The organism is Micromonospora sp. NBC_00362 (assembly GCF_026342155.1).
Classification (GTDB): Bacteria; Actinomycetota; Actinomycetes; order Mycobacteriales; family Micromonosporaceae; genus Micromonospora; species Micromonospora hortensis.
Map to the genome: position 1 here is coordinate 6,909,448 of NZ_JAPENH010000001.1, position 24,220 is coordinate 6,933,667.

Below are 24,220 nucleotides of genomic sequence, written 5' to 3' on the forward strand. Positions count from 1 at the left end.
GAGAGTTTTGGTGAAGCGCCCTTCAGCGCTATTGATGAAGACCTGCTGCGTAGTGGCGTGATCGGTGTGTTCTGTATGGGTGGAGAGTCTCCTCCGCCCGTGCCCTGCTGCGTTGCGAGAGGGTGGACGACGGTTGACTGCATTCGTACCGGATGCCGCGAGTATGGGGACCATCGACGTGGTGGGGGCTCGTACCAACAATCTGCGGGATGTGTCCGTGCGCATCCCCAAGGGCCAGCTTGTCGCCTTCACCGGAGTGAGTGGCAGCGGCAAGACCTCGTTGGCCATCGACACCCTGCACAACGAAGCCCAGCTACGGTATCTGGAAGGGCTTTCGCCCTTTGTACGGCAGTACATAACGCAGCGCAACCGGCCGAAGGTCGATCGCATCCTGGGCCTCGGCGCGACGCTCGCGGTCGACCAGCGCCGCCTGAACCGTAACCCCCGTTCCACCGTCGCGACGATCACCGGCATCGACGGCATCTGGGGCTGCTGTACTCGCGCCTTCCGGGGATCGGCGAGGACCCGACGCCGGAGAGCGGAAACGGGCATCTGACGACCGCCCATTTCGACCGCAATACGCCGGAAGGGAGCTGTGCGGACTGCTACGGGGTGGGCGGGCGCTGGCAGGCGCAGGAGGACCTGGTCATCACCCACCCGGAGCTTCCGCTCTTCGAGGGGGCCTCGCCCTGGTACGCGAAATGGCGGTCGGGAGAGCACGTGTTCGTGCCGGCGCTTGCCGAGAAGCGGGGCGTGGACCTCGGTCGGCCGTGGCAGTCGCTGCCTGCGAAGTTCCGCTACTGCGTGCTGTATGGCACGGGTGACGAGAAGATCGAGGCGACCGTCGACATGCCAAACAAGAATGAGACGCCCCTCATGACCTACACCTCGAGCCAGCCGCTGCGGGGCTTGCTCGCCGAGGTGGAGCGGGTGTTCGTGAACGCCCAGACGTCCAGCGCCAAGCAGCGCTATCTGCCGTACATGCGCAAGCAGCCCTGCGGCACCTGCGGCGGCAGCGGGTACGACGAGGTGGCCCGGTCCGTGCGGTTCGGCGGGCTGACATACCCCGATTCTGCTCGAGGTGGAAGTGCGGGAGGTGCACAGCTGGGCTAAGCGCGTGGCGGACGACCTGGGTGCCCGGCAGCGCGAGGTGGGTGAGCCGCTGCTGCAGGACCTGGGCCGCAGGCTCGGAATCCTTGACCGGCTCGGCCTGCTCATCTCCAGCTGTCCCGGAGCGCGGCGACGTTGTCTGGGGGTGAGTTGCAGCGGACCCGGCTCGCCGCGCAGCTCAGCACCGAGCTGAGCGGCATCATCTTCGTCCTGGACGAGCCCGGGACCGGGCTGCATCCGGCGGACAAGGCGCACTTGCTCGACATCGCCCTGGAGCTGCGCGGGGCTGGCAATACGGTGCTCCTGGTCGAGCACGACCCTGAACTGATTACCCGGGCCGATTGGGTGATCGACATGGGGCCCGGCGCGGGCCGCCTCGGCGGTGAGGTCCTAGTGTCGGGGCCTCCCGCCGACGTGGCCGCCCGCCCGGTGTCGCTGACGGGCGTTATCTGGCCGGCGAGGGGCCGCGGCTGCACCGGACCCGCCGTCCGGCCGGGGACGACACCGGCTGGGTGGAGCTGCACGGCCTGCGTGCGCACAACGTGACCGCGAGCGTGGTGAGGTTCCCCGCCGGTCGGCTCACCTGCCTGACCGGCGTGAGCGGCAGCGGCAAGAGCACCCTACTCGGCGCGCTCGCGGCAAGCGTGGACGCCGCCCTAAACGGAACGGCGACCGACATGGTGCGAGAGGTGACCGGCATCGAGGGATTCGACTGGGTCGCCGTTGTCGATCAGGAACCGCTCGGGCGGACGCCGCGATCCAACCCGGCTACTTATAGCAAGGCGTTCGACATTGTCCGCAAGCTGTTCGCCGAAACCGACGTGGCGCGCGGGCGCGGGGTCAATGCCTCCTGGTTCAGCTTCAACACCGCGGGCGGTGGCCGCTGCGAAACCTGCACCGGTTATGGCCGAAAACTGGTCGACATGCACTTCCTGCCGGACGTGTGGGTAGTCTGCGACGCGTGCGACGGGCGGCGCTACAAGCCGGAGGCTTTGGAAATCAGGTATCAGGGGCTGGCCATCGATCAGGTGCTGGAGCTGACCGTAGCCGAGGCCGTCGAACAGTTCTCCGAACCCCGGCAGCTCGCGGAGACTCTGGGAGCCTTGAGCCAGGTCGGGCTTGGCTATCTCCAGCTCGGCCAAGGCGCCACAGAATTGTCCGGCGGCGAGGCACAGCGGCTGAAGCTGGCGTCCGCGAGAGCCGCAAGGCCGGCCTCGTCGTTCTCGACGAACCCGTCTCGGGCCTGCACCCATCTGACATCCAGCGCGTGGTGGACGCGCTCGATGTGTTGCTCCACTCGGGCAACACCGTCGTCATGGCCGAACACAACATCCCCGTCGCCGCGTCCGCGGACTGGGTCATCGACCTGGGGCCGGGAGCCGGTCCGAACGGGGGCGCGGTGGTCGCGGAGGGCACTCCGGACACTGTCGCGACGGCGGACACCCCGACCGCCGGTTTCTTCCGGCGGTACGCGGCCGGCCTGCCGCTGCTGGAGGTGTGCGGAAAGGCGCGCGCTACTGCCGCCGTTTGAGATGCCCAGCCTCACACATAGATTATCTGCTTGCCTCTGGTGTCGCGATTCTTACCCACACCCCGGGTCAACGCAAGGGACGTCGTGAGGAGGCCAGGGTTGCCGAAGCGTCTGCGGGCCATTCCCGGTTCCTGGGTGATCCCTCCGACAGGGTTCGAAGTTGCGTACGCCGGTCCCGATGGCGATGAGGTCCGTCGGACGATGGATGAGGCTGCCGAGGTGCCGCTCGAGCAGCTGTCTCCGGTGCGGTCGTTTCCGTCGTACCGGGGGTAGCGCAACTTCCTGGGCTTTTACTGGTTGCCCCGTTCTGGAGCGCATGTCAGGTACGAGTCCTGACTGGAGCGTGATGAGGCCATGGCAATGGACTTCGACCCGACGGTGGCCGCATTTTGCGGCGCAGCCGTTCTGGTTGTTTTGGCCGGAGGGCGGTCGGGTCCGGTCTTACGCGCCGGACTTCTTTGCGCGCAAGGTGGACGGGATGGGCGTCGTGGTCGACTGCCGCCCTGCGTCCCGAGTGGAGCCGTGCGACGCGGTGGCTTTCGAGGCCACCGCGCGAGCCTGCGCGGATATCGGTTGGGGCTACCGTCTGGTCCACGGACATGAGGCAGTGTGGTTGGCCAACGTGCAGTGGTTGGCCGGGTATCGGCATCCTCGCCATCTCGTCGAACCTGTCGCGGCCGGCCTGGTGGAGGTGTTCATGGAGCCGATGCCACTGATCAAGGGCGCCGAGACGGTGGGAGATCCAATCGCTGTCCTACCTACGCTGCTTCATCTGTTGTGGTCCCGTCGTCTGGAGGTTGACCTGGCGGTGCGGCTGGACTCTTCGTCGATCGTGGGGGCCGCCTCGTGACGCGGCTGTTGCTAGTCGGCGACCGGGTGGTCTTCGAAGACCTTGAGCAGCAGGTCGTGGCGCTGACCGGTTCGTGGGTCTGCTTGGTTGGCCGGGACGGCACACCTACGGTGGTGCTGTGGATGCACTTGGTCGATTGGCCAGGCTTCAGGATTGCCGACGGGGCCGTGACAGCGGGCGCATGCGTTGATAGCCCTTCACCAGCTCGATGACCTCGACGACGTTGTCGCAGACCGGGCTCCGGGGTGGGAGCGCCACATCGTGGAGGCGGAAATCGGCCTGCCTCCGGATGCTGAACCGGGGATGACGTCGAAACCGGAGTACGACCCGCAGCAGCGGACGTTGCGCCAGCGTGAGGCGGCCAAGGCGCAAGAGCTGACCGCTGCAGTGATGAAGACCAGCGGCGTGACGGCGCAGCGGATGCGGCAGCGTTACCGAACTGGCGGCCTGCGGGCGTTGGTTGACGGCCGGTCACAGCGGGCGACGTCGCCGGTCGGCAGGTCGGATGCGGAGGTCGTGGCCCGCGGTCCGTGACGCCCTGTCCGGTGAGGTCACGCGGTCGATCGGCACGCGGCAACGGCTGCGGCAGCGGGTGGAGGACATCCTGACCGAGCGGCATCGAGGCCGGGCGGGGCGGTTGCCGTCGAAGTCCACCTTCAACCGACTGGTCGCGTCCTTGTCGTCCGGGCAGCACACCTTTGGTGCGGCGACCAGCCGCCGGTCGACGGCGTCCCTTCCGATGAGCCGTTCACGGTGACGTGGGCGTCCCGTCCGGGCAGCAGGTTGCAGATCGACACCACCGTGTTGGACGTGATGGTGTGCTTCGACGACGGTCAGGCCCGTCGGGTCGAGTTGACCGCAGCGGGGCTCTGGCACACATTCTGTGATTGGTCTTGGTGGCGGCTCATGGCGTGGCGAGGACGCGTTTGCGGAGGAGGTCGAGGTTCGCGCGGCCGTACATCTGTCGTTTGATGTTTTTGATGCGGTTGACGTGGCCTTCGACGGGGCCAGAGCTCCAAGGTTGGGTGAGGTCGGCGACGACCGCGTCGCGGTCACTGATCAGGCCAGCGGCGAAGCCGCGCAGTTCGGGGTATCCGGCGTGCCGGGCAGTCGATCCAGGCGTCAAGGTGCTGGCCGGTGCCCTGGTGGCGGACCAGCGCGGTGAACCCTCGGGCGAGGTCGGCGACAGTGTCGAGGTCCGTGCAGCGGCTGCGGGATTCGGCGGCTTGCAGCACGTGCAGGAAGGTCCGGATAGTGCCTGCTCGTCGCCGCGAGAACGCCAGCCTTCATGACGACGACGCGAGGTTAGAGGCGCTCATCGGCTAGCTACGACTCGACGGTCGAAGGCATCTCGTACGTTGCGATTCGCCTCGGCTTGCGGCATTCCTGAAGCCACGAGTATGTCGCTCGCCGTGGTACGGACCTGGGCCACCACAACCGAGCCTGAAAAGCCCACTCTTGCTCTGTAGGCCACGCCTGCCGATAGCACGGCGCCCAAAGCGCGTGCACGCGCATCGGCCGGGTCTTTTCCACTCGCGAATTCGTTGCGCAAAAGTTGAACGGACTCACCAAGCGCTTGTACCGCAGACCGCAAGGCGACAGGTACTGGCTCTTGATCTTCGATGAGCGTCACCGCTCGCCTGATAAGCGTGCCGCTGTTGCGCATTGCTCGATCGATAGGTTCTGCGGCCGCAGAATAGTGACGGATGATTCCGCGCCTGTAGCGCCAGGATACCGGCGCCAAGGTGGTCGACTCCTTAGCCCCTTCCACTGCGTCTGTCAGCGCTTGCAGCTCAGCCTTATTTCGTCGGAGGCGATCCATCGCAAGCTCGGCTCGACCAATATCCCGGCCGGCCAAGGCCTCCGCAGTATTGGATAGCTGCTCAGCAAGCATGTCCAAGGCTGGCCCGGCGGCCCTGTTAATAACACGTAAAGGATTAATCGGGATCAACACAGAAGTTACCACGAGTGCAGCGGCACCACCGATCAGTGCATCGACGAATCTTGGGGCCTCCAAATTTCCCACCGCTGGACTTAACGTCGCGATCAGGACGGCGGTGCTCGCGCTCTGCAAAACCACCGCGACGCTGCCACCGAGTATCAGTGCAGCCATGATTGCCAAGATCACGATTGCGCCCAACTGCCAAACCCCCGTGCCAACTACGGCAAGGAATAGATCACCCACCGCCACACCGAGGCCTACCCCCACAATAAGCTCGACAATCCGTCTGACGCGCTGCCCAACCGACGCCGCCAGCGTGCCTACCGCAACGATAGGAGCGAAAACAGGATCCGGGTTTCCGAGCAACTCATGAGCCACCAGCCACGCCAGGCTGGCAGCTAGCCCTGCCTGTACCGCAACCACACCTCCCGCACGCAACCGAGTCGCGCGGTCCCGTGCCGTCGACTTCAGCGAGTCAACCGCACGCCTGGCCACGGCTGTCCGAGCGCCCCGATATCCGGTAGGTGGAGTGTTGCCATCGTGCCGAGTGGCCCTGAGGTGCCAGCGCATGCGACGGTCTACCCCTTTGGCGCCCCGGCTACCCCACCACTAGCTAGTGCCCTGACCAGAAACGTTGGCCGGGTTGGGTGACACGCCGGGCCGGGTCCGCTGCCTGGACCCGGGGTCGGTCAAGGCTGTGTCGGTGGTAAAACCCGTTCGAGTACGTCGATTAAGCGATCAAGAAGGCCAGAAGCTGCAACGCCTCGTGCGTCGCGGGACCGGTTCGGAGGTACCGGCTTGCGCCGGGCGGTGGTCGTGTTGGCCTCCGCTGGCGGCTACGGTGTGCCGGTCATCGCCCGGCTGGTCCAAGCCGAGGAGGATTCCGTGCGTGGTGTCCTTCACCGGTTCAATGAGATGGGTTTGCGCAGCCTGGGCCGTCGGTGGGCGGGTGGCCGTCTCCGCCAGATCAGTCCTGACGACGAGCAGTTCATCGTCTCGACGGCCAACACCCGCTCGACGAAACTTCGGCGCCCGTTCACCCGCTGGACTATCCGCAAACTCGCCGAGTACCTGGCCACCAGCCCCGACCGCAGTGTCCTGGTGGGCCGCGAACGGCTGCGGCAACTCCTGCATAAACACGAGATCGCCTTCCAATGCGCGTGGACGTAGACGTGGAGGGAGTCGAACGACCCGCAGCGTGAGGCGAAACTGGCCCGCATCGAGCACGTCATTCACCACTTCCGGCACCGCGTGTTCGACTTCGACGAGTTCGGACCGCTGACGATCCGATCGCATGCCGGGCCGCGATGGCAGCGCAAAAATCATCCCGAACCGACTGCCTGCGAACCACCACAAACTGCACGGCGTCCGACAGTTCCACGGCTGCTACTCCGTCGGCGACGACATCATTTTCGGCGTTATTCACCAGCAGAAATCCGCGCAACGAAACCCCCTCGCCGCCCCTTGAAATCGATCCGCGCGAAACGCCCGGACGGCGCCCCGATCTACGTCATCCTCGACAACCTGTCCGCGCACAGAGGCACCGCCATCTGGCAGGGGGCGACCCGGAACAAAGTCGCACTCTGCTTCACCCCGACCTACGCATCCTGGGCCAACCCGATCGAAGCCCACTTCGGCCCGCTACGCACCTTCGTGATCGCCGGATCCGCCCACCACAACCACGTCGCCCTCAGTCTCCACCTCCGTCGATACCTGCGCTGGCGTAACGCCAACGCCCGCCCACCCGAGGTCCTGGCCGCTCAACGCGGCGAACGCACACGCGTCCACAGCGAATGACAGCACCGCTGGGGCCACCCAACAACGAAAGCGGCGTAACCAAACCGGTCAACGTTCGTGGTCTGGGCACTAGCGTCCGAGATCTTGTTGGTCGTTCAAGCACAACGGCCGTGTCAATGATGGGCCCAGGTCCAGGTCGACCAGCACGCGAACCCGCTGGTGGGCGTGCCGCAGCGGGCCCTGCCTCGAGCGACGACCTCCAGCAGCACGTGGGTTTCAGCAGCCCCATCGCGTCCCCGGCACCCATACCAAGCAGCAGGTGCCGGGCCGCCGCGTAGGTACCGAGCCCGAGCCCAACGTCGGCGTCAGAGACACCGAGATCCGGACCAGTTGTCTGGAGCGCGGCTATGACAAGGCTGATTTCGGACAAGCTCTCTTTCTGAGACCGCGTAAGGGCAAGCGGGAGCCAGGTCGGTTTAGGCAGATCAGGTGTAACCGTGCCGGGGTTTGCGGTACTGGCAGATCGTGGCTCAGTGTCAACTGGGGAGGCCGATCTTCGCCGTTACATCGCACGGACCAGCTTGACGACGGGAGTCTGGTGGCAGCCCTGATGCTCAGCAAATTGCGCTCCAGCGTGACCTGCAATGACGGTGGACAGAAGGTGACATCGGTCGAGTTTTACTCCGTTTCGGTCCCTCACGCTGCGCTGCCGCTCTGCCCTCAGGGGTGCTAGAGGTCGGAGCTACGAAGTCGAGCCACGCGGGCGTCACAACGACTTGCTCCCAAGGGCTCGTCACGCACAGAGGAGCACCGATCTCAATAATCCACCGCGAAGTTGGAGCGGAAGACGTTACTGGGGTCTTCACGGTGCTTGATACCGCGAAGTCTGCCCAGCACGGCGGGCGTGAAGGCGTCCGCGACGGTCTCGTCGGGATTAAGGAAGGTGAAAGGCTTCCTGCCGCTGGTGGGCAGGGCGTCGGCGAGCATCCGTTGCTTGGCTTTCACGGCTTCGGCGGCCGCAGGGCTGGAGGGAAGGCCAAAAAGGTAGAGCGCGTAGGGTTCGGTCAGCGGGCCGTGTGGGCTGTCGGATGCTTGAGCGAACGCACCTTGCAGGTGCCGGATCTGGATGCTCAGCAACGGAGCGATCGGTTTTTCTAGCAGAGTTTTGACAGCGTCATCGTCCAAGGCAGTCAGCAGTTCGCCCTGCGACTGACCGGCGCCGGGTTCGGTCGGTTCGGCGGTGATAGCCCCAAGTTCGTCTACGGACATCACCCGTCGGCTGTCGGATACAGGGCAGGGCAGGCGGTCCAGCGGGGCCAATAGAGTCCGTGCGGTGACCTGGTCGCCGAGGTAGGTGGCGTCCACGGCAACCATCGGATCACCTCCGGGAAAGTGCAACAGGTCAAGCCAGACAGTCAACTGGTCGGGAGCGACCGCGGTGATCTGCCGGTATGCGTCCACGACGGCCGGCGCGTGCTCGGCCGTCCACAGCATTCGGCCACCATAGAGAGCGGGTGCCGGGTGCAGGGCGAGCTCGAGGGCGGTGACGATGGCGAAGTCGCCACCAGCGCCGCGCAGCGCCCAGAACAGGTCTGGGTCCCGGTCAGCGGTGATGTGCCGTTGCTGGCCGTCGGCGTCAACGATGTCGAAAGCGCTGATGTTGTCGGCAATCCAACCATGGGCGCGGCCGAACCAGCTCAGTCCGCCGCCGAGTGCCACGCCCGTGACGCTGACGACGGGGGAGCTGCCGGGCAGCCCAGTAAGGCCATGTGAAGCTGCAGCCGCCTGAACCCGGCCCGACGCCACGCCAGCGCCGATGCGGGCATGGCGAGTGTCCGTGTCCACTGTCAGGCTGTCCAGCTTCCGCGTCCGCAGCAGGATACTGCCGTTCGTGCGCCCCGTCGCGCCGTGCCCGTTTGGCTGGGTCGCGATACCGAGCCCGCCATCATGCGCAAATCGGACAAGCGCGGAGATGTCGTCGACGTCGGCGGCCTCGACCACGGCTTGCACCGGCTGTTCGACTGCAAGATTCCAAGGGCGACGCGCAGCATCGAAGCCGGAATCATCGTGCAGCCAGACCTGGCCGCGGATGATCGACCTCAGCTTAGACAAGGCATTCATCTGCTTCCTTCTTTCGCATAAGTCTGCTTGAATATGGGGCAAGTTCGGGGCAACGGAAGGATCGATGAGTACGGGGGCGCCCGCGACGCGGCTGGCCGCGACACTAGCTGTAAGCGCTTCAGGGCGGCGCCAGCGAACATCTTGGTAATACGAGAGCTCTCTGCCTGGGTGCGGTTATTGTCTAGCTCCCAGGCCAGAGCGCAGTCGTCGGTCATGTATCTCTCCTCCCGGCCAATAAGCTGGTGATCACGTACGCCTCTACTCTCGCGTGCGCTCAGTCGTCTGACGTCAAGTCGGCGGAAGTTCCGGCGGCAACTGCCTTGTCCAGGCTGATTGCTTGAGCCGCGATCGCGCCCACTCCAGTCGACCGGCACGGCCTCAAGTCGGTGGTAGAACCGGAGACGGCTACTTCAAGGGGTGTAGTTGCCACTAAGATTTCGCGCGGCGGAAGTAATTATCAATTTTGAACAACATTAGCTCAAGTGGTATAGCGTGCCACTCCATCGAACCGAACCTATGGGAAACTTGCGTCTCGCCAAACCGGTGATGGTGCCACAAACGGCATCAAGAGTTCGGTTTCCGTTTGAAAGAACCACCGGAGTCCTCGGTGAACGTCGCCATTTCCGCAATTGGATCTGCTATACGTGTGAACGCAGAAGTCCGGAGTCGCGGCCTAATAGGTCATTGGTGTAGAGTCACGACAGCGGGTGGCCGCCGATCCACCGTGGCAACCCGGCTGACGTAGGCTTTGTTACACCTAAGGCCGATTTCGCGCGAGGCAAATGCCTATCGGTGTCAGCATGATTACTAGGAACATCCGGAACCCCTTAGTGCATCCCCGTGGGCGTTGGAGTGACCCTGCCAGAGTTCGACTTCAGTCTTGCTTCATCCGCGCATCAGCTAGGTTCTTGCACGTAACGCCGGCTGGGGGCCCTAAGCGAAACCGCACCTTCACGGCGCCGGGGATCTCAACAGGACAAAAGCAGTGGGATCGCCCATCCTGACCGACAGAGCGGGCAACAGATTCAACGAGATGATACGGCATTCGCCGTTGGTGATCACGGCTGGAGCTCGAGGTTGAGGCAGCGGGAGGCCCGGCCTTCGTCTTATGCCAATACCGGAACTGCTCATAGCGGCGCTCACGCCCTCAACAGTTCCACGGTGCCAGCTCACGACGAGGCGGGCCGTTGCGGGCTTGCCGACCACCCCGCGCCGAGCGCGACGAGCAGTGCCATGCCCGAACCCAGCACCATGACCGTTGACGGCGATGTCGCGTCGACCACGACGCCGCCGAGTAGGGCGCCGAGCGCGATGGTGGCTTGGAACGACGCCGTGAATAGGACGGTCGCGGCTTCGGCCGCGCCTGTCGCTGCTGCCGCGAACCAGATCTGTGAGCAGACCGGCACGGCCCCGTAGGCCAGACCCCAGACGACGAGAAGCAGCATCGCCGTGGCTGCTGCGGTGCCGAGCACGGGCAGTAGTGCGGTGGCCGCGGCAAGGGCGACGGCACTCACGATCAGGGTGGCCCGTAGCTCTGACGGACGGTCGCGCCGGCGATGAAGTTACCCGCGACCCCAGCAATGCCATAGGCCAGCAGGAATGGGGTGACCGAGTCCACGCTGGTGGCGTGTTGCAGGAATGGGGTCCCGGGGCACGTCGATCTGCCCCGGACCGGTGCTGTCAGTCAGCACTGTCTTCGGTCGGGTGCCGTTGCGGACGTTGCCCGACTCCACCCCAGCCGACTCATGTTACTCATAGCCCAGGTGCTCGGTCATCTCCTCGTTCAACGCGGTCTCCAGGACCGTCTTGGTGAACTGCCTGAGCAGCCCCTCCGGGCCGGTCAGCGACAGGCCCTACTCCTTCGCGGCTCGGATCAACTCGGCGGCCGCTTTCGCCTCAGCCGACGGCTCGGGCCGCTTCTGACGTCCGGTCTGATCGTTCAGCGTCGCGGTCATCACGACACCCCCCTCACCAGGCACGACGCCCGGCAGGTCAGGCCGGAAACACCCTTAATTTAAAAACCCCGACTACAACCGCACCGACACGCTCAACAAACCCAGCACAAAACAGTCGCGGGCCTGCCACCCCCCAGTGGCAGGCCCGCGACTGTGACGCTCCTACAACCAGCGCCCGCCTGGGCAAAACAGGTGGCACCATGATCGACAGGGCAGGTTCGAGTACTGCAACGGCACCTGGCATTTCGGATGGCCAGCGGTCGCGTTGGTCGGTGTGGGATCCCGGACGAGGTCGAGTTCCAGACCACGCCCCAGGTCGCTCTGGACATGCTGCAACAAGCGCTGGACGCTGCGGGGCCGTTCACCTGGTTCACCGTCGGCGAAGTCACATACATCCGCGTCTGACTCGAGGAACGCGACGTGTTCCATGTAGTCGGACCCGCTGCAACGATGACGTATCGGCTCGCGGTACGTCATGCTCGACGCCTGCCCCCTCCTCGCCCGCGAGCAGATTCTGCGTGAGCGCGCGGAACGCCTCCACCGTCTGGGGAATGTCAGCCGTGTACGCGTTGGTCACATCGACAACCGCTTCGACGTCAACGAGCACCCCATCGAGCCCATCGCCGGAACGAAGGCGTTGACGTCAATCCGGCAAGTTCGAATTCATTTCGTGACAGAAAGAACCCAGGGGACCCACATGTTGTTTGAGTTGTAAGTGCATTGATACGAACGGATCCGCTGCTGAACCAACATGGACGCTCCCACGGCTTGACATTTGGCCAAGCTGCTGTACCGTCCATAGTCGATATACATCATCGGGCTGATCGAACTGCTCTGCTTGGCAGCCTCCACTGGGGCTGCCTGGGCTGGCGTTGCACTGATCCAGAGCCCTGTGCCCATTACCGCAAGAACCAAAAATTTACGCATGCTCGATACTCTACGTAGCTCAGGCTTCGGTTCAGTGTCACTGTGGCTTCATTGTACTGGTGGTGGCCGCAATGTCGTTGCGCTGGCCAGCCCGTAACTGTTTAGCGCCTGAATCGGGCTCGGTACCACGCCGGTGCGTCCGCAGGATTTCAGCTCCTTCAAACTCATGGGTGCATGGTGCTCTACCGACACGGGGAGAGCAGCCGCGGTGGTGGGCCGGGGTTTCTATCGGGCGTGGCCTTTGCGCGGCAGGCACAGCGGGCGCGTCGTCGGCTGAAGACGCGCAAGCTGGAGGTGGACGCGCCGCTGGGGGAGGTGGTCGCGTTGTTGGGTGAAGGTTGCTCGCCGGATCAGGTCGCTGGGCGGTTGCTCCTGGACTATCCCGAGGCCGAGGCGATGCGGGTCGCACGAGGCGATCTACACGGGGATCTAGGCGTTGCGGGTCGGGGAGTTGGCACGGCAGCGACTGCGCCTGCGCAGTAGCCGCCGACACCGTCGCCCGGAGCCTTCGGCCGCGTCACAGGCACGGGACGGCCGTCACGTCCTTTACCGTCGCAGTGACCTCGGCAATCAGCTGACAGAGGGCTCCTGATCGGCGCCCTGGTACGCCCGTCGGTCAGCAGGTAATAGAGATAAGTGTTCAGACGCGCTGCAATGCGAGTGCGGCTGCGACAAAAGCTCCGGTGTTCAGCGCTGCCCGGATGACGTTCCACAAGACCCAACGGTTCTCGAACGCTGCGCGCAGAGACTCGGCGGACCCGGAGCCGGTTTCCAGGCGATCGTTCAGCGGCACATTGAGTCCCATCGTCACGAAAAGCGTCAGAATATAGAGCAGGAGCGCCAGGGCGATCCAGGGTCGGACGACGCCGTTCTGCCGGAATGCGATTAGGGAGGCGGCCAGCAGTAGAAGGGCTCCACCGAAGATGATCCCGAAGACCGGGTTTAGGATGGCCTGGTTGATTCCACGCATAGAGCTGACGAAGGTGGCATCGTCGGTCCTGCGGAGGCCTGGCAAAACGGCATAGCTGAAAGCGGCGAACAGGCCGGCCATTAGACCGGTTGTGAGAACGGACAAGGTCAGGAGTGTCTTCGTCATGCGATGATTTCAACACCTCAACTCCGACATATCCATGCCCGAGACGCGCATCCTCATGCGCCTGCGTCTTCAGGCCGCGAGGGCTGCGGAGCTGCAACCGGCTCGACGAGGTCCGTTTCGCACCCGGGTCTCGATTTGGCGGAGCGGTCACCACGCCACGTGAGCGAGCCATCCGACGTCCATGAAGTCGCCGTTCAGATCTCAACCGTCAGCCGTGGGGTTTGGGCAGGGTGACGTTCAGCGGGGGAGCGGTTCCTTCACGGGGCTACGTTTGCTGGGGGAGCGGTATCCGTTGCAGGGCGACTGCTGGGTCCGTGCCCGTTCGGAGCTTCGAGTCCTTGATCCGCACTATGCGCAAGAACGGCCCCGCGAGCTACAGAAGCGCACCCGGGGCCGTTCTCATTAGTAATTGGCGTCCAGTTTGATCCGGCATCCTGCGATCACCTGCGCGGGGACTATTGTGGACACACACCATCTCTCCGATGATGCATCTCCTGACCCTTGCCGTCACTACCTTTGCTTCTGGATGATATATGGTGACTCACGCTTCGCGGGCGACGATCTCGCGCTTCTCGGCGAAGTGGCAGGCGCTCGGGTGGTCCGAGTCCCGTCGGATCTCCAGCAGCGGGACCTGCTCGGCGCAGACGTCCTGCGCCTTCCAGCAGCGGGTCCGGAACCGGCAGCCCGACGGCGGGCTGATCGGCGACGGCACGTCACCCGTGAGCCGGATGATCGTCTTGTTGTGCCGCTGGGTCGGGTCCGGCACCGGCACCGCGGAGAGCAGCGCCTGGGTGTACGGGTGGGTCGGTCGCTCGTAGATCTCGTCCTCGGTGCCGATCTCGACGATCTTGCCGAGGTACATCACCGCGACCCGGTCCGACAGGTGGCGGACCACCGACAGGTCGTGCGCGATGAAGACGTACGAGAGGCCGAACTCGCCCTGCAACTGCTCCAGCAGGTTCATGACCTGGGCCTGGATGGAGACGTCCAGCGCCGACACCGGCTCGTCGCAGACGATGATCTCGGGCCGCAGCGCGAGCGCGCGGGCGATGCCGATGCGCTGACGCTGACCGCCGGAGAACTGGTGCGGGTACCTGTTGATGTGCTCGGGGTTGAGCCCGACCAGGTCGAGAAGCTCGCGAACCTTGGCCCGGCGGCTGCCCTTCGGCGCCACCTCCGGGTGGATCTCGAACGGCTCGCCGAGCAGGTCACCGACGGTCATCCGCGGGTTCAGCGAGGTGTACGGGTCCTGCATGACCAGCTGGATCTGCCGGCGCAGACGCCGCAGCGCCCCACCGGACAGCTTCGAGATGTCCTGGCCCTTGTAGACCACGTTGCCGGCGGTCGGCTTCTCCAGGTTCATCAGCACCCGGGCAAGCGTCGACTTACCGCAGCCGGACTCGCCGACCACACCGAGCGTCTCACCGGCGCGCAGTCCGAACGAGACCCCGTCGACCGCCTTGACCTGACCGACGGTCTTCTTGAACACCACACCCTGCGTGACGGGGTAGTGCTTGACCAGGTCATTGACCTCGAGGATGTTCTCAGACACGGTTCACCAGCTCCTCGGCGAAGTGGCAGGCGCTGGCCCGAGCGGGGCCGACCTGCAGCAGCGGCGGGACCTTCTCCCGGCACACCGGCTGAGCCATCGGGCACCGCGGGTTGAACGGGCAGCCCGGCGGGATGTTCATCAGGTTCGGCGGGAGGCCCTTGATCGTCCGGAGCTGCTGCCCCTTCTCGTCGAGGCGCGGGATCGAGTCGATCAGACCCAGCGTGTACGGGTGCGCCGGCTTGGCGTACAGCTCGTACACGTCGGCTTCCTCGACGATCCGGCCCGCGTACATGACAGCGATCCGGTCCGCGACGTCGGCAACCACGCCGAGGTCGTGGGTGATCAGGATCATGCCCATCTGCCGCTCGCGCTGAAGCTCGGCCAGCAGGTCCATGATCTGGGCCTGCACCGTCACGTCGAGGGCGGTGGTCGGCTCGTCCGCGATCAGCACCTCGGGGTCGAGCGCCAGCGACATCGCGATCATCGCGCGCTGCCGCATACCGCCAGAGAACTGGTGCGGGTAGTTGTTGAACCGGCCCTTGGCGTTCGGGATCTTGACCTGGTCGAGCATGTCGATCGCGCGCTTCTTGGCCTCCGCGCGGCTCATGCCCCGCCGGACCCGGAACTGCTCAGCGATCTGGAACCCGACGGTGAAGACGGGGTTCAGCGCGGAGAGCGCGTCCTGGAAGATCATCGCGATGCCCTCGCCGCGGATGCGGCGGCGCTCCTCGTCGGACATGCGGAGCATGTCCTTGCCGTGGAAGCGGACCTGCCCACCGGTGACGAAGCCGGGCGGCGTGTCGAGGATGCCCATGATGGTCTGCGCGGTGACGCTCTTACCGGAGCCGGACTCGCCGAGCACGGCGAGGGTCTCCCCCGCGTCGACGTGGTACGTGACCCCGTTGATGACCTTTGCGACGCCGTCCCGGGTGCGGAACTCCACCCGCAGGTCGTCGACCTCGAGCAGGCGGCCGGAGGGACGCCCGGACCCGCCGGGTCCCGGCGCTGACTGCTCGGACACGAGAATGTCGGACAACTGGATCTCCCCTAGCGGAGTTTCGGATCGAGGGCCTCGCGGACCGACTCACCGAGCATCACGAAGCTCAGCACTGCGGTGACGAGGAACGCGGCGGGGAAGAACACCAGCCCCGGCGCGACCCGGATGAACTGCTGCCCGTCGCTGATCATGATGCCCCAGGACACCACCGGCGACTTCAGACCGACGCCCAGGAACGACAGGGTGGCCTCGGCGCCGATGAACGAGCCGACCATGATCGTGCCGTACACCAGCAACGGGGCCAGGCAGTTCGGCAGCAGGTGCTTGAGGATGATCCGGCCGGTGCCGGCACCCAGTGCGCGGGCCGCCACGATGTAGTCGGCCTCCTTGGTGGCGAGCACCGAGGAGCGCATCAGTCGCATCACGACCGGCCAGCTCAGCACGATCAGGGACGCGGTCACCAGGCCCATGATCTTGTTCTTGCTGTTGCCGGCGCCCGAGCCGTTGAAGGTGGTCAGGATGACGATCGCGCCGAGCACGAAGGGCAGACCGAAGAAAACGTCGGCGATCCGGCTGAGCAGCGCGTCCACCCAGCCACCGCGGTAACCGGAGATGATGCCCATGGTTCCGCCGATGAGCAGGGTGCCCAGCACGGAGAGCACGGCGACCTGGATGGACGCACGCGCACCGTAGATGACGCGAGCGTAGACGTCACGGCCCTGCACGTCGTAGCCGAACCAGCCATTGGCCGACGGCTTGTCGAGGCTGCGGGACAGCGAGCCGTTGACCGCGTCGCCCGGGGCGAACAGCGCCGGGAAGGCCGCCATCAGCAGGAAAATCACGATCAGCGTGGCCGAGATCCAGAACAGCGGCTTGCGTCGCAGGTCCCGCCATGCGTCGCCGAGCAGGCCGCGCGGCTTGTCGTTGCTCTGCGGCTGGCCCGCGGTGGCGGGGGCGGCGGAGTCGGTGGGGTGTGCGCCAGGGGTGCTGACGATCGATGCGGTACTCGGGTCACTCATAACGGATCCTCGGGTCCAGGGCGGCGTAGAGCAGGTCAACCAGCAGGTTCATCACGAGATAGACCAGCACCAGGACGACCACGATGCCTACTACAGTGGCGCTTTCCTTGGTGATGATCGCTCGGAAGACCTGGCGGCCGATCCCGTTGATGCCGAAGATTCCCTCGGTGACGATCGCGCCGCCCATCAGGGCGCCGAGGTCGGTGCCGAGCAGGGTCACCACCGGGATGAGCGAGTTGCGCAGCAGGTGCACACCAACGACTCGGCGCATCGGCAGGCCCTTGGCGATGGCGGTGCGCACGTAGTCCGCGCGGCGGTTCTCCGCGATGCTCGTTCTTGCCACCCGTGCGATGTACGCCACTGACGCGCTGCCGAGCACGAAGCCGGGCACGATCAGCTCGGACCACCGCATCTCGGAGGAGACGGTCGGCTTGATGATGCCCCACTGCACACCCAGCAGCCACTGGAGCACGAAGCCGACCACGAAGACCGGCAGTGCGATCAGGAAGAGGGTGGAGACCAGGACCAGGTTGTCCAGGAAGCCGTTACGCCGCAGACCGCTCAGCACGCCGGCGCCGAGGCCGATCACGGCCTCGATGGCGAGCGCCACGACGGCCAGCTTCAGGGTGTTCGGGTACGAAGTCAGGATGATGTCGCTGATCTCGCGCTGCGAGAACGTCTGACCGAAGTCGCCCTGGAGCAGGTTCTTCATGTAGTTGGCGTACTGCACGAAGACGTTCTGGTCGAGGTGGTACTTCTCGGTCATGAAGGCGATGTACTGGTCCGGGCAGCGACGCTCACCGCACTTGCCGGCGAACGGATCGCCCGGAACGGCCCAGACGAGCCAGTAGATCAGGAACGTCGTACCGATGAAGACCGGCACGAGTTGGAGCAGCCGTCTCAACAGATAACGGCCCATGGGGTGGTCCTCCAGACAGGGGGCGCGTCGGACGGCCGACACGGTGGTGACAACGTGCGAGTGGAGTGTTGTAACACCCAATCGCGGAACGGCCCCGGGTCGGGCTCACCGGATGTGGCGAGCCCGACCCGGGGTCAGACCGTTCGGATCAGAGCTCGACCGAGGTCCACAAGAAGCTGTACTACGAAGTGACCTAGTTATAGCGGCGAAGGTTAAGTATTACGTCACTCAAAACGAATTCAATATCGAGCCTATGGTTTCATATTCCACCAAACTGGCGTCATTTCAGCTTCAACTCACCATCGAGCGGTCGCTTGCGCGGTGCGCCGTCCGCGATGACGTTGGTGCTCGCTTGAAGCCGCTCAGCGGGCGCGGATAGGTACTGTCAAGTCGGTTCCACCGTGGGGTAAAAAACCGACAGGGCCTCTGTCGGTCGCGCAAGCAGGCCGGTTCATATGCCTAATGGGGACGGGCACATGAACCGGCCTGTCGCCTACTAGCTGGGTCTCGCGCTACCGCGTGCTACGGCCCGGCCCGCATCGGCGACGAATCATCGCTCCGCGTCGCGGGCACCCTTCAAGCCCGAGCGCCCACCCGGCAAGATCCTCAATTGCCGTGATCGCGACCGCGTGTTGACGAATCGACCACTGTGGCAGGCGTGTGTACGCCGCCTATATCCACGGCGCTAGCGTGTCCTGCTCGTGGCCGCCCCATCCGCCCCGTCGCTGCCGAGGGGACGTCGGCACACGTCGGCGTTGAGTCGATCGACAGGCTCGGTCGTCGCCTTGATCCTAGGGATGCCGGCTATCGGCGTGGCGGTCGTCCTCGCGGCGGCACGGGCTCACCAGAGGTCCGCCGGCAACGTTCGCCCAGATCGCGGTGCCGGCACCGCTAGTGCCACCGCTGTCCAACGAACCCGAACAGCAGCTGGCACGTCCCCGAGATCATTTCGGTCTGGCTGCTTGACCTAACCGCCAGGTTCGTATTCCCATGGTGAACCGCCAGGCGGGCAACACTCTGGCATCCCACCGGGCGATCCTGGGCAAATTCGGTCACATTGAATCCGACTCCTCCGGTCCCGGTTTGTCCCGCCGGCAGGCTTCCTCACCCTGGTGAAATCGAGAAACGCCGTGCAGGACCTTCTGCTACCTGGCCTGAGTGAAGCCTCGGGCGGCGGTGAACAAGGTGGCTAGCGACTGAAGGCGTGGCCGGAGGCAGCGAGCGGTACGACGAAGAGCGCCGTCAGAACCGAGGAGCTACCAAGGAGGTGCTCTTGCCTTGCTGGCATAGCTGAGGAAGTCGCTCACACGCGGGAGCGGCGCTGGGGTGCCATGGATCCTTGGGCGGTCCGTACCAGGCAAGCCTTGATGTGCCGCTTCGTCACCAGCGTGCCCATCCATCTGATTGACCAGACGCGGGCAGTGCCTGTCTTCCGCCTCTTCTAACTTATACCGCACTGGGGGGCTTGCGGCAAGACCCGGGTCATGCAGCACAATTGCCGACCGAGGTCAGGAACGAAGGGATATGGGGGATTTGTGAAATGCCTATGTTCATGTTGATCAGCTCACGGGACGCCGTCGGTCCGTCGGTGAGGGTCGCAATGTTCGGCGGCTCGCACGCCCGAGCGATTGCGCCGAGGTCCCGCAATCGCGAGTACTCCGCGCTGGGGATGGTTGGGGTCGGCGCGCGGGTGCTGCCGCACAGTCAGCTGGCGCGTCGGGTGGCTGTGGCGCCGCCATCGTCGCCGGCTCCGCTGCGGCCTGCCGCGGAGTTGGCCGATGGTCGGTTCAACAAGTTGGCCGCAGCGGCTTAGAGACGCGACGGGCCGTGTGGCCGGAAGGTTGTTTTGGCGTGACCGACAGGCGATCGATGGCCAAGGATGGCCACCAGGAGGATGTTAGTGACCTCCGGCAGCTCATCCGGTCTTCGCTCTACCATCGTCGGCTGCACCCCTGGACGGCTCGGACCGATGGCCTCGCACGTGGGGTTGCCGGGCCCGGGCCGCTCCGTATGGGTGAATATCGGTAGCCAGGTGACTCCGGCTGGACCTGGTAAGCCAGCAATAGCTGCCGTTTCTGCGTCAATCACTGCGGATGATCTATCTAGGAAAGATTCGTGCTGGAACGCGCGACAAAACTCCGAACGCCGGAACTAAACGATTGCGTTCAGCAACCGTCGGTCCTGGGCGACATCTAACTCATGCCACAGTTTCTTTAGCACCGCGATGACGCTGAGTGTGGACGACTCCGTACGGCCGCCCGCCGACTCTGCGCAGCAGGCTCCGTCAGCATTCTCGCAAGAGGGCCTGCAGTTTCTACTCAAGAGGAATTTTGATGACGCGCTTTAAACAATCGGACGCCAGCACCCGACTGGTCACCGCCGACGCTAAACCGTCCGCGGCTCGCGCCGACAAGTCGGTATCGGGAGGCGCAGTCGCCGAGTCCGCTAGCAAGATGTCCCACCGAGAGGTCATCCAGGCGCTCATCGGCCTGATGCTCGGCCTATTCATGTCTATCCTCGCATCGACGATCGTCGCGAACGCCCTGCCCCGAGTAGTCGCTGACCTCGGTGGCTCGCAGTCTGTCTATACCTGGATCGTCACCACAGAGCTGCTGGGTATGACAGCGACTGTGCCGCTGTGGGGCAAGTTGGCCGACCTTTATAGCAAGAAGCTGTTGATCCAGCTCTCCCTCGGCTTGTTCGTCGCCGGCTCGCTCATCGCAGGCTTCACCCCAAGTGTCGAGGTACTGATCTTCAGCCGTGTCGTGCAGGGCGTCGCCGCCGGCGGCATGGGCGCGCTCGCCATGATTGTGATGGCTGCGATGATTCCGCCGCGTGAGTTGGGCCGCTACTCCGGCATGTTCGGTGCTGTCTTCGGCGTCGCCACCATCGCCGGACCCCTGATCGGTGGGTTGCTCGTCGACACCTCCTGGTTGGGCTGGCGTTGGTGCTTCTTCATCGGCGTACCGTTCTCGCTCGCGGCGATCCTGCTTCTACAGCGCACCCTGCACCTGCCGCATGTGCGGCGCCCGGTCAGCATCGACTGGTTCGGCGCAGTTCTCATCACGGCCAGCGTCGCCGATCTGCTGATCTGGTCGACTCTGGCGGGCAACTACTTTGCCTGGCTGTCCTGGCAGACAGTGCTGTTCTTGGCCGGTGGACTAATCCTGCTTGGCTTGGCTGTTCGGGTCGAGTCACGGGTGCGCGAGCCGATCATCCCACTGTCGCTGTTCCGCAACCGCACAGTCTCGCTGACCATCATTGCCAGCGTGCTCGTCGGCGTAGCGATGCTCGGTGGCACGGTCTTCCTGTCCCAGTACTTCCAGTTCTCGCTCGGCAAGTCGCCGACTGTCGCCGGTCTGATGAGTTTGCCGATGATCTTCGGCGTCCTCATGTCCTCGACGATCGCAGGCCAGCTCGTCACGAAGTACGGCCGCTGGAAGGCGTACCTGGTGGCGGGAGCATCGGTGATGACCGTTGGGATGGCACTGCTGAGCACCATCGATGCGGAGACCAGCGTGCTCCTGGTGTCGATCTATATGGCCGTGCTGGGCGTTGGTCTCGGCATGCTGATGCAAAATCTCGTCCTCGCTGCGCAGAACGATGTGCCAGCCCAAAACTTGGGCGCAACAACGTCCGCGCTCATGTTCTTTCGAGGCATGGGGGGTGCGATCGGTGTCAGCGCTCTCGGCGCGGTACTCGCCGCCCGGGTTACCACGTTGATGGCTGAGCGCTTCGGTGCGGCGACGGTGGACGGCGGCGGCACCACGTCGGTCCCCGACCTGACGGCGCTCCCGCCGCAAGCCCGCGAAGTCGTCGCGGACGTGTACGGCCAGGCGACGAGCGAGCTGTTCCTGATCGCCGCGCCGGTTGCCGCCCTGACGCTGGTCGCGGTTCTCTTCATCAAGGAGAAGGCCCTGCACACGCTGACCGGTGACGAGCGGCGGGCTCAGGAAGAGGCTGCCGCAGGCGGTCCGCAGCAACGCTGAGCCGCATCGGCAGAACCCCGGCAACTAGCTGACATGCCACTGGTTGTATCCGGGCTTCGGCAGCCGACATGCGTGCATCGATGGGGGATCGCCCCGATTGAAATCGGGGCGATCTCCCAGTCCGCTACTGCGCACGCGCCTGGTCTTGACCGGAATTAGATTGGAGCCGTTAACGTGAGGCCGCTGACGAGTGACATTTTCGACCTCCCTGCTCACCTCGCCCCCAAGGCGGACCCGGCGCTCATCGCCCACGACGAGCGGCACTTCGCGGCCATGGCGCAGGGCCTCGCGCAGCTGAGCGCCGAGCTGTCCGACCGTCTGGACACCGCGCGCCGGGCGCCCGGGGGCAAGGGCCGGCAGGCCGTCGACCGGGACGAGGAGGTCCGCCGGTTGACCGCCCGCCTGCGCTCGTTGAGCCGCTACGGGCTGGACCTGTGCCTCGGTCACGTGGTCGAGGCGGACAACCCGGAGCCGGGGTACGTCGGGCGTCGCGGTCTGACCGACAGCACGGGTCGGCGGCTGCTGCTCGACTGGCGTTCACCCGCCGCCGAGCCGTTCTTCGGCGCGACGCATGCCAACCCGATGGGCCTGGCGAGCCGCCGTCGGTACCGCTGGACCCGCGGCCGGATCAGCGACTACTGGGACGAGGTGTTCACGCCGGACGGGTTCGTGGGGCACGCCGTCGCGCTCGACGACCAATCCGCGTTCATCGCCAGTCTGGGCAGCGCCCGGTCGGCCCGGATGCGCGACGTGCTCAGCACGATCCAGGCAGACCAGGACGCCATCATCCGGGCAGAGTCGGCCGGCGCTCTCGTGGTCGACGGCGGTCCGGGCACCGGCAAGACCGTCGTCGCCCTGCACCGCACCGCGTACCTGCTCTACTCCGACCCGCGCCTCGGTCAACGCCGGGGTGGGGTGCTCTTCGTGGGGCCGCACCAGCCCTACCTGGCCTACGTCGCCGACGTCCTGCCCAGCCTCGGAGAGGAGGACGTGCAGACCTGCACCCTGCGCGACCTCGTCGAAGAGGGGGCCACCGCAACCGCCGACACCGACCCGGACGTGGCCCGGCTGAAGTCCTCGGCCGAGTTGGTCCGGGCGATCGACGCCGCCGTCCGGTTCTACGAGGACCCACCGACCGCCGCGATGACGGTCCCGGTCGGCGACTCCGACGTCCGTCTGAGCGCCGACGACTGGGCCGACGCGTTCCGGGCGCCGGGTCCGGGCACCCCGCACAACGAGGCGCGCGAGGAGATCTGGGAGGAGTTGCTGACGATCCTCGTCGACAGGTACGACGGCGAGGAGCCGGACGACGTGCTCCGCGACTCGCTGCTGCGTAACAGGGAGCTGCGGGCGACGGTCAACCGAGCCTGGCCGTTGCTCGACGCGGCCGATGTCGTGGGTGACCTGTGGTCGGTGCCCGCGTACCTGCGTAGGTGCGCGCCGTGGCTCAGCCCCGAGGAGGTCCGCAAGCTGCAACGCGACGAGCCCCGGGCCTGGACCGTGTCCGACCTGCCGCTGCTCGACGCGGCCCGGCAGCGGCTCGGCGACGCGGAGAGGTCGGGGCGCACCCGCCGGCGTGACCCGGCCGCCGCCGTGGAACGCGAGCACATGGCCCGGGTCGTCGACGAGTTGCTCGCGGCCGACACCTACGACGACGGCGAGGGTCTGCTGGCGATGCTGCGCCAACCCGACCTGCGCGAGGTCCTGGTCGACGAGTCCGCGCTGCCGGACGCCGACCCGGACCTGCTGGCCGGCCCGTTCGCGCACATCGTCGTGGACGAGGCGCAGGAGCTGACCGACGCCCAGTGGCAGATGCTGCTGACGCGTTGCCCGTCGCGCAGCTTCACCATCGTGGGAGACCGCGCCCAGGCCCGGCACGGGTTCACCGAGTCGTGGCAGGAACGCCTCAAGCGGATCGGGCTCGACCAGGTCACAGTGGCGTCGTTGAGCATCAACTACCGGACGCCAGCGGAGGTCATGGCGCAGGCCGAACCGGTCATCCGGGCCGTGCTCCCCGACGCCAACGTACCGACCTCCATCCGCGGCAACGGGCTTCCCGTCGTCCACGGACCGGTCGCCGACCTGCTGACGATCCTCGACACCTGGCTCGCCACGCACACCGACGGGATCGCCTGCGTCATCGGCGACCCGACCTTCCCGCCCACGGCCCGGGTCCGGTCACTGAGCCCGGAGCAGGCCAAGGGGCTGGAGTTCGACCTGGTCGTCCTCGTCGACCCGGAAACGTTCGGCACCGGCATCTCCGGGGCGGTCGACCGCTACGTCGCGATGACCCGGGCCACCCAACAACTCGTCATCCTCAGCGGACAGTGACACGCTAATCGTTGCCTGACGACCATGATGTCACTCTCGCAGCAGGGCGTCCGCACCGTCCATGTCCTGCCTCGGCATGGCCTGGTCGACAATCAGGACAAGAGGGTGGCGCTGGCCGGTGAGCTACCAGCCCGCACACGTACT

The 24,220-nt window shown here is 65.4% G+C and carries 14 protein-coding genes and 3 pseudogenes; 7 read left to right on the forward strand and 10 right to left on the reverse strand.

The window, feature by feature from the left end; all coding sequences use genetic code 11:
• Window positions 1-163 precede the first annotated feature (163 nt).
• From OG992_RS31915 to OG992_RS31925, 3 genes and pseudogenes are all read left to right on the forward strand, one after another.
• A pseudogene (locus OG992_RS31915) lies at window positions 164-2,641 on the forward strand (excinuclease ABC subunit UvrA).
• A 346-nt stretch (window positions 2,642-2,987) separates the two neighbouring features.
• On the forward strand, window positions 2,988-3,491 hold the full coding sequence (locus OG992_RS31920) for a TnsA-like heteromeric transposase endonuclease subunit (protein ID WP_266305096.1): 504 nt from the start codon (window positions 2,988-2,990) through the stop codon (window positions 3,489-3,491).
• Between the two features lie 261 nt (window positions 3,492-3,752).
• Window positions 3,753-4,025 (forward strand): hypothetical protein, encoded by a 273-nt coding sequence (locus OG992_RS31925; protein WP_266305097.1) that lies wholly within the window; start codon window positions 3,753-3,755, stop codon window positions 4,023-4,025.
• A gap of 370 nt (window positions 4,026-4,395) precedes the next feature.
• Here OG992_RS31925 and OG992_RS31930 read toward each other — a convergent pair.
• Together OG992_RS31930 and OG992_RS31935 are read right to left on the reverse strand one after the other, a co-directional pair.
• Window positions 4,396-4,566: pseudogene (locus OG992_RS31930) on the reverse strand (transposase); the annotation flags it as partial.
• 240 nt (window positions 4,567-4,806) lie between these two features.
• Complete coding sequence (locus tag OG992_RS31935) at window positions 4,807-6,003, reverse strand: FUSC family protein (RefSeq protein ID WP_323181935.1); 1,197 nt, start codon at window positions 6,001-6,003, stop codon at window positions 4,807-4,809.
• A gap of 228 nt (window positions 6,004-6,231) precedes the next feature.
• Between OG992_RS31935 and OG992_RS31940 the strand changes: the two genes are divergently transcribed.
• Window positions 6,232-6,603 carry a helix-turn-helix domain-containing protein gene (locus OG992_RS31940; protein WP_266305098.1) on the forward strand — a complete coding sequence of 124 codons (372 nt, stop codon included), beginning with the start codon at window positions 6,232-6,234 and terminating at the stop codon, window positions 6,601-6,603.
• 81 nt (window positions 6,604-6,684) lie between these two features.
• Window positions 6,685-7,230 carry a transposase gene (locus tag OG992_RS31945; protein ID WP_266305099.1) on the forward strand — a complete coding sequence of 182 codons (546 nt, stop codon included), beginning with the start codon at window positions 6,685-6,687 and terminating at the stop codon, window positions 7,228-7,230.
• Between the two features lie 756 nt (window positions 7,231-7,986).
• Here the strand turns inward: OG992_RS31945 and OG992_RS31950 are convergent.
• The 8 genes and pseudogenes from OG992_RS31950 to OG992_RS31985 all read right to left on the reverse strand — a co-directional run bounded on the left by OG992_RS31950 (window position 7,987) and on the right by OG992_RS31985 (window position 17,756).
• Complete coding sequence (locus OG992_RS31950; RefSeq protein ID WP_266305100.1) at window positions 7,987-9,291, reverse strand: FAD-binding oxidoreductase; 1,305 nt, start codon at window positions 9,289-9,291, stop codon at window positions 7,987-7,989.
• 1,169 nt (window positions 9,292-10,460) lie between these two features.
• A complete protein-coding gene (locus OG992_RS31955) occupies window positions 10,461-10,805 on the reverse strand; it encodes a hypothetical protein (RefSeq protein ID WP_266305101.1) in 345 nt (114 codons plus the stop codon).
• A 129-nt stretch (window positions 10,806-10,934) separates the two neighbouring features.
• Window positions 10,935-11,246: pseudogene (locus OG992_RS33865) on the reverse strand (transposase); the annotation flags it as partial.
• Window positions 11,247-12,813: 1,567 nt separating this feature from the next.
• Window positions 12,814-13,269 (reverse strand): DUF1772 domain-containing protein, encoded by a 456-nt coding sequence (locus OG992_RS31965; RefSeq protein WP_266305102.1) that lies wholly within the window; start codon window positions 13,267-13,269, stop codon window positions 12,814-12,816.
• 541 nt (window positions 13,270-13,810) lie between these two features.
• On the reverse strand, window positions 13,811-14,821 hold the full coding sequence (locus OG992_RS31970; RefSeq protein WP_266305103.1) for an ABC transporter ATP-binding protein: 1,011 nt from the start codon (window positions 14,819-14,821) through the stop codon (window positions 13,811-13,813).
• Entirely contained in the window at window positions 14,814-15,842 is a 1,029-nt protein-coding gene (locus OG992_RS31975; RefSeq protein WP_238687860.1) for an ABC transporter ATP-binding protein, read from the reverse strand. The genes OG992_RS31970 and OG992_RS31975 overlap by 8 nt, the downstream gene beginning before the upstream one ends.
• Before the next feature lie 26 nt (window positions 15,843-15,868).
• A complete protein-coding gene (locus OG992_RS31980; protein WP_238687761.1) occupies window positions 15,869-16,837 on the reverse strand; it encodes an ABC transporter permease in 969 nt (322 codons plus the stop codon).
• Window positions 16,830-17,756 (reverse strand): ABC transporter permease, encoded by a 927-nt coding sequence (locus OG992_RS31985; protein WP_238677478.1) that lies wholly within the window; start codon window positions 17,754-17,756, stop codon window positions 16,830-16,832. The genes OG992_RS31980 and OG992_RS31985 overlap by 8 nt, the downstream gene beginning before the upstream one ends.
• A gap of 2,453 nt (window positions 17,757-20,209) precedes the next feature.
• On the opposite strand from OG992_RS31985, the gene OG992_RS31990 reads away from it, so the two are divergent.
• Both OG992_RS31990 and helR read left to right on the forward strand, forming a co-directional pair.
• Window positions 20,210-21,745 carry an MDR family MFS transporter gene (locus tag OG992_RS31990; protein WP_323181999.1) on the forward strand — a complete coding sequence of 512 codons (1,536 nt, stop codon included), beginning with the start codon at window positions 20,210-20,212 and terminating at the stop codon, window positions 21,743-21,745.
• A 183-nt stretch (window positions 21,746-21,928) separates the two neighbouring features.
• Window positions 21,929-24,076 carry an RNA polymerase recycling motor ATPase HelR gene (gene helR, locus OG992_RS31995; protein ID WP_266305314.1) on the forward strand — a complete coding sequence of 716 codons (2,148 nt, stop codon included), beginning with the start codon at window positions 21,929-21,931 and terminating at the stop codon, window positions 24,074-24,076.
• Window positions 24,077-24,220 lie beyond the last annotated feature (144 nt).

Excerpts from the sequence above, each read along its gene's own strand:
- OG992_RS31935 (WP_323181935.1), bottom strand. The coding sequence starts at position 6,003 with ATGCGCTGGCACCTCAGGGCCACTCGGCACGATGGCAACACTCCACCT.
- OG992_RS31980 (WP_238687761.1), bottom strand. The coding sequence starts at position 16,837 with ATGAGTGACCCGAGTACCGCATCGATCGTCAGCACCCCTGGCGCACAC.
- OG992_RS31965 (WP_266305102.1), bottom strand. The coding sequence starts at position 13,269 with ATGACGAAGACACTCCTGACCTTGTCCGTTCTCACAACCGGTCTAATG.
- OG992_RS31990 (WP_323181999.1), top strand. The coding sequence starts at position 20,210 with ATGTCCCACCGAGAGGTCATCCAGGCGCTCATCGGCCTGATGCTCGGC.
- OG992_RS31920 (WP_266305096.1), top strand. The coding sequence starts at position 2,988 with ATGAGGCCATGGCAATGGACTTCGACCCGACGGTGGCCGCATTTTGCG.
- OG992_RS31950 (WP_266305100.1), bottom strand. The coding sequence starts at position 9,291 with ATGAATGCCTTGTCTAAGCTGAGGTCGATCATCCGCGGCCAGGTCTGG.
- OG992_RS31985 (WP_238677478.1), bottom strand. The coding sequence starts at position 17,756 with ATGGGCCGTTATCTGTTGAGACGGCTGCTCCAACTCGTGCCGGTCTTC.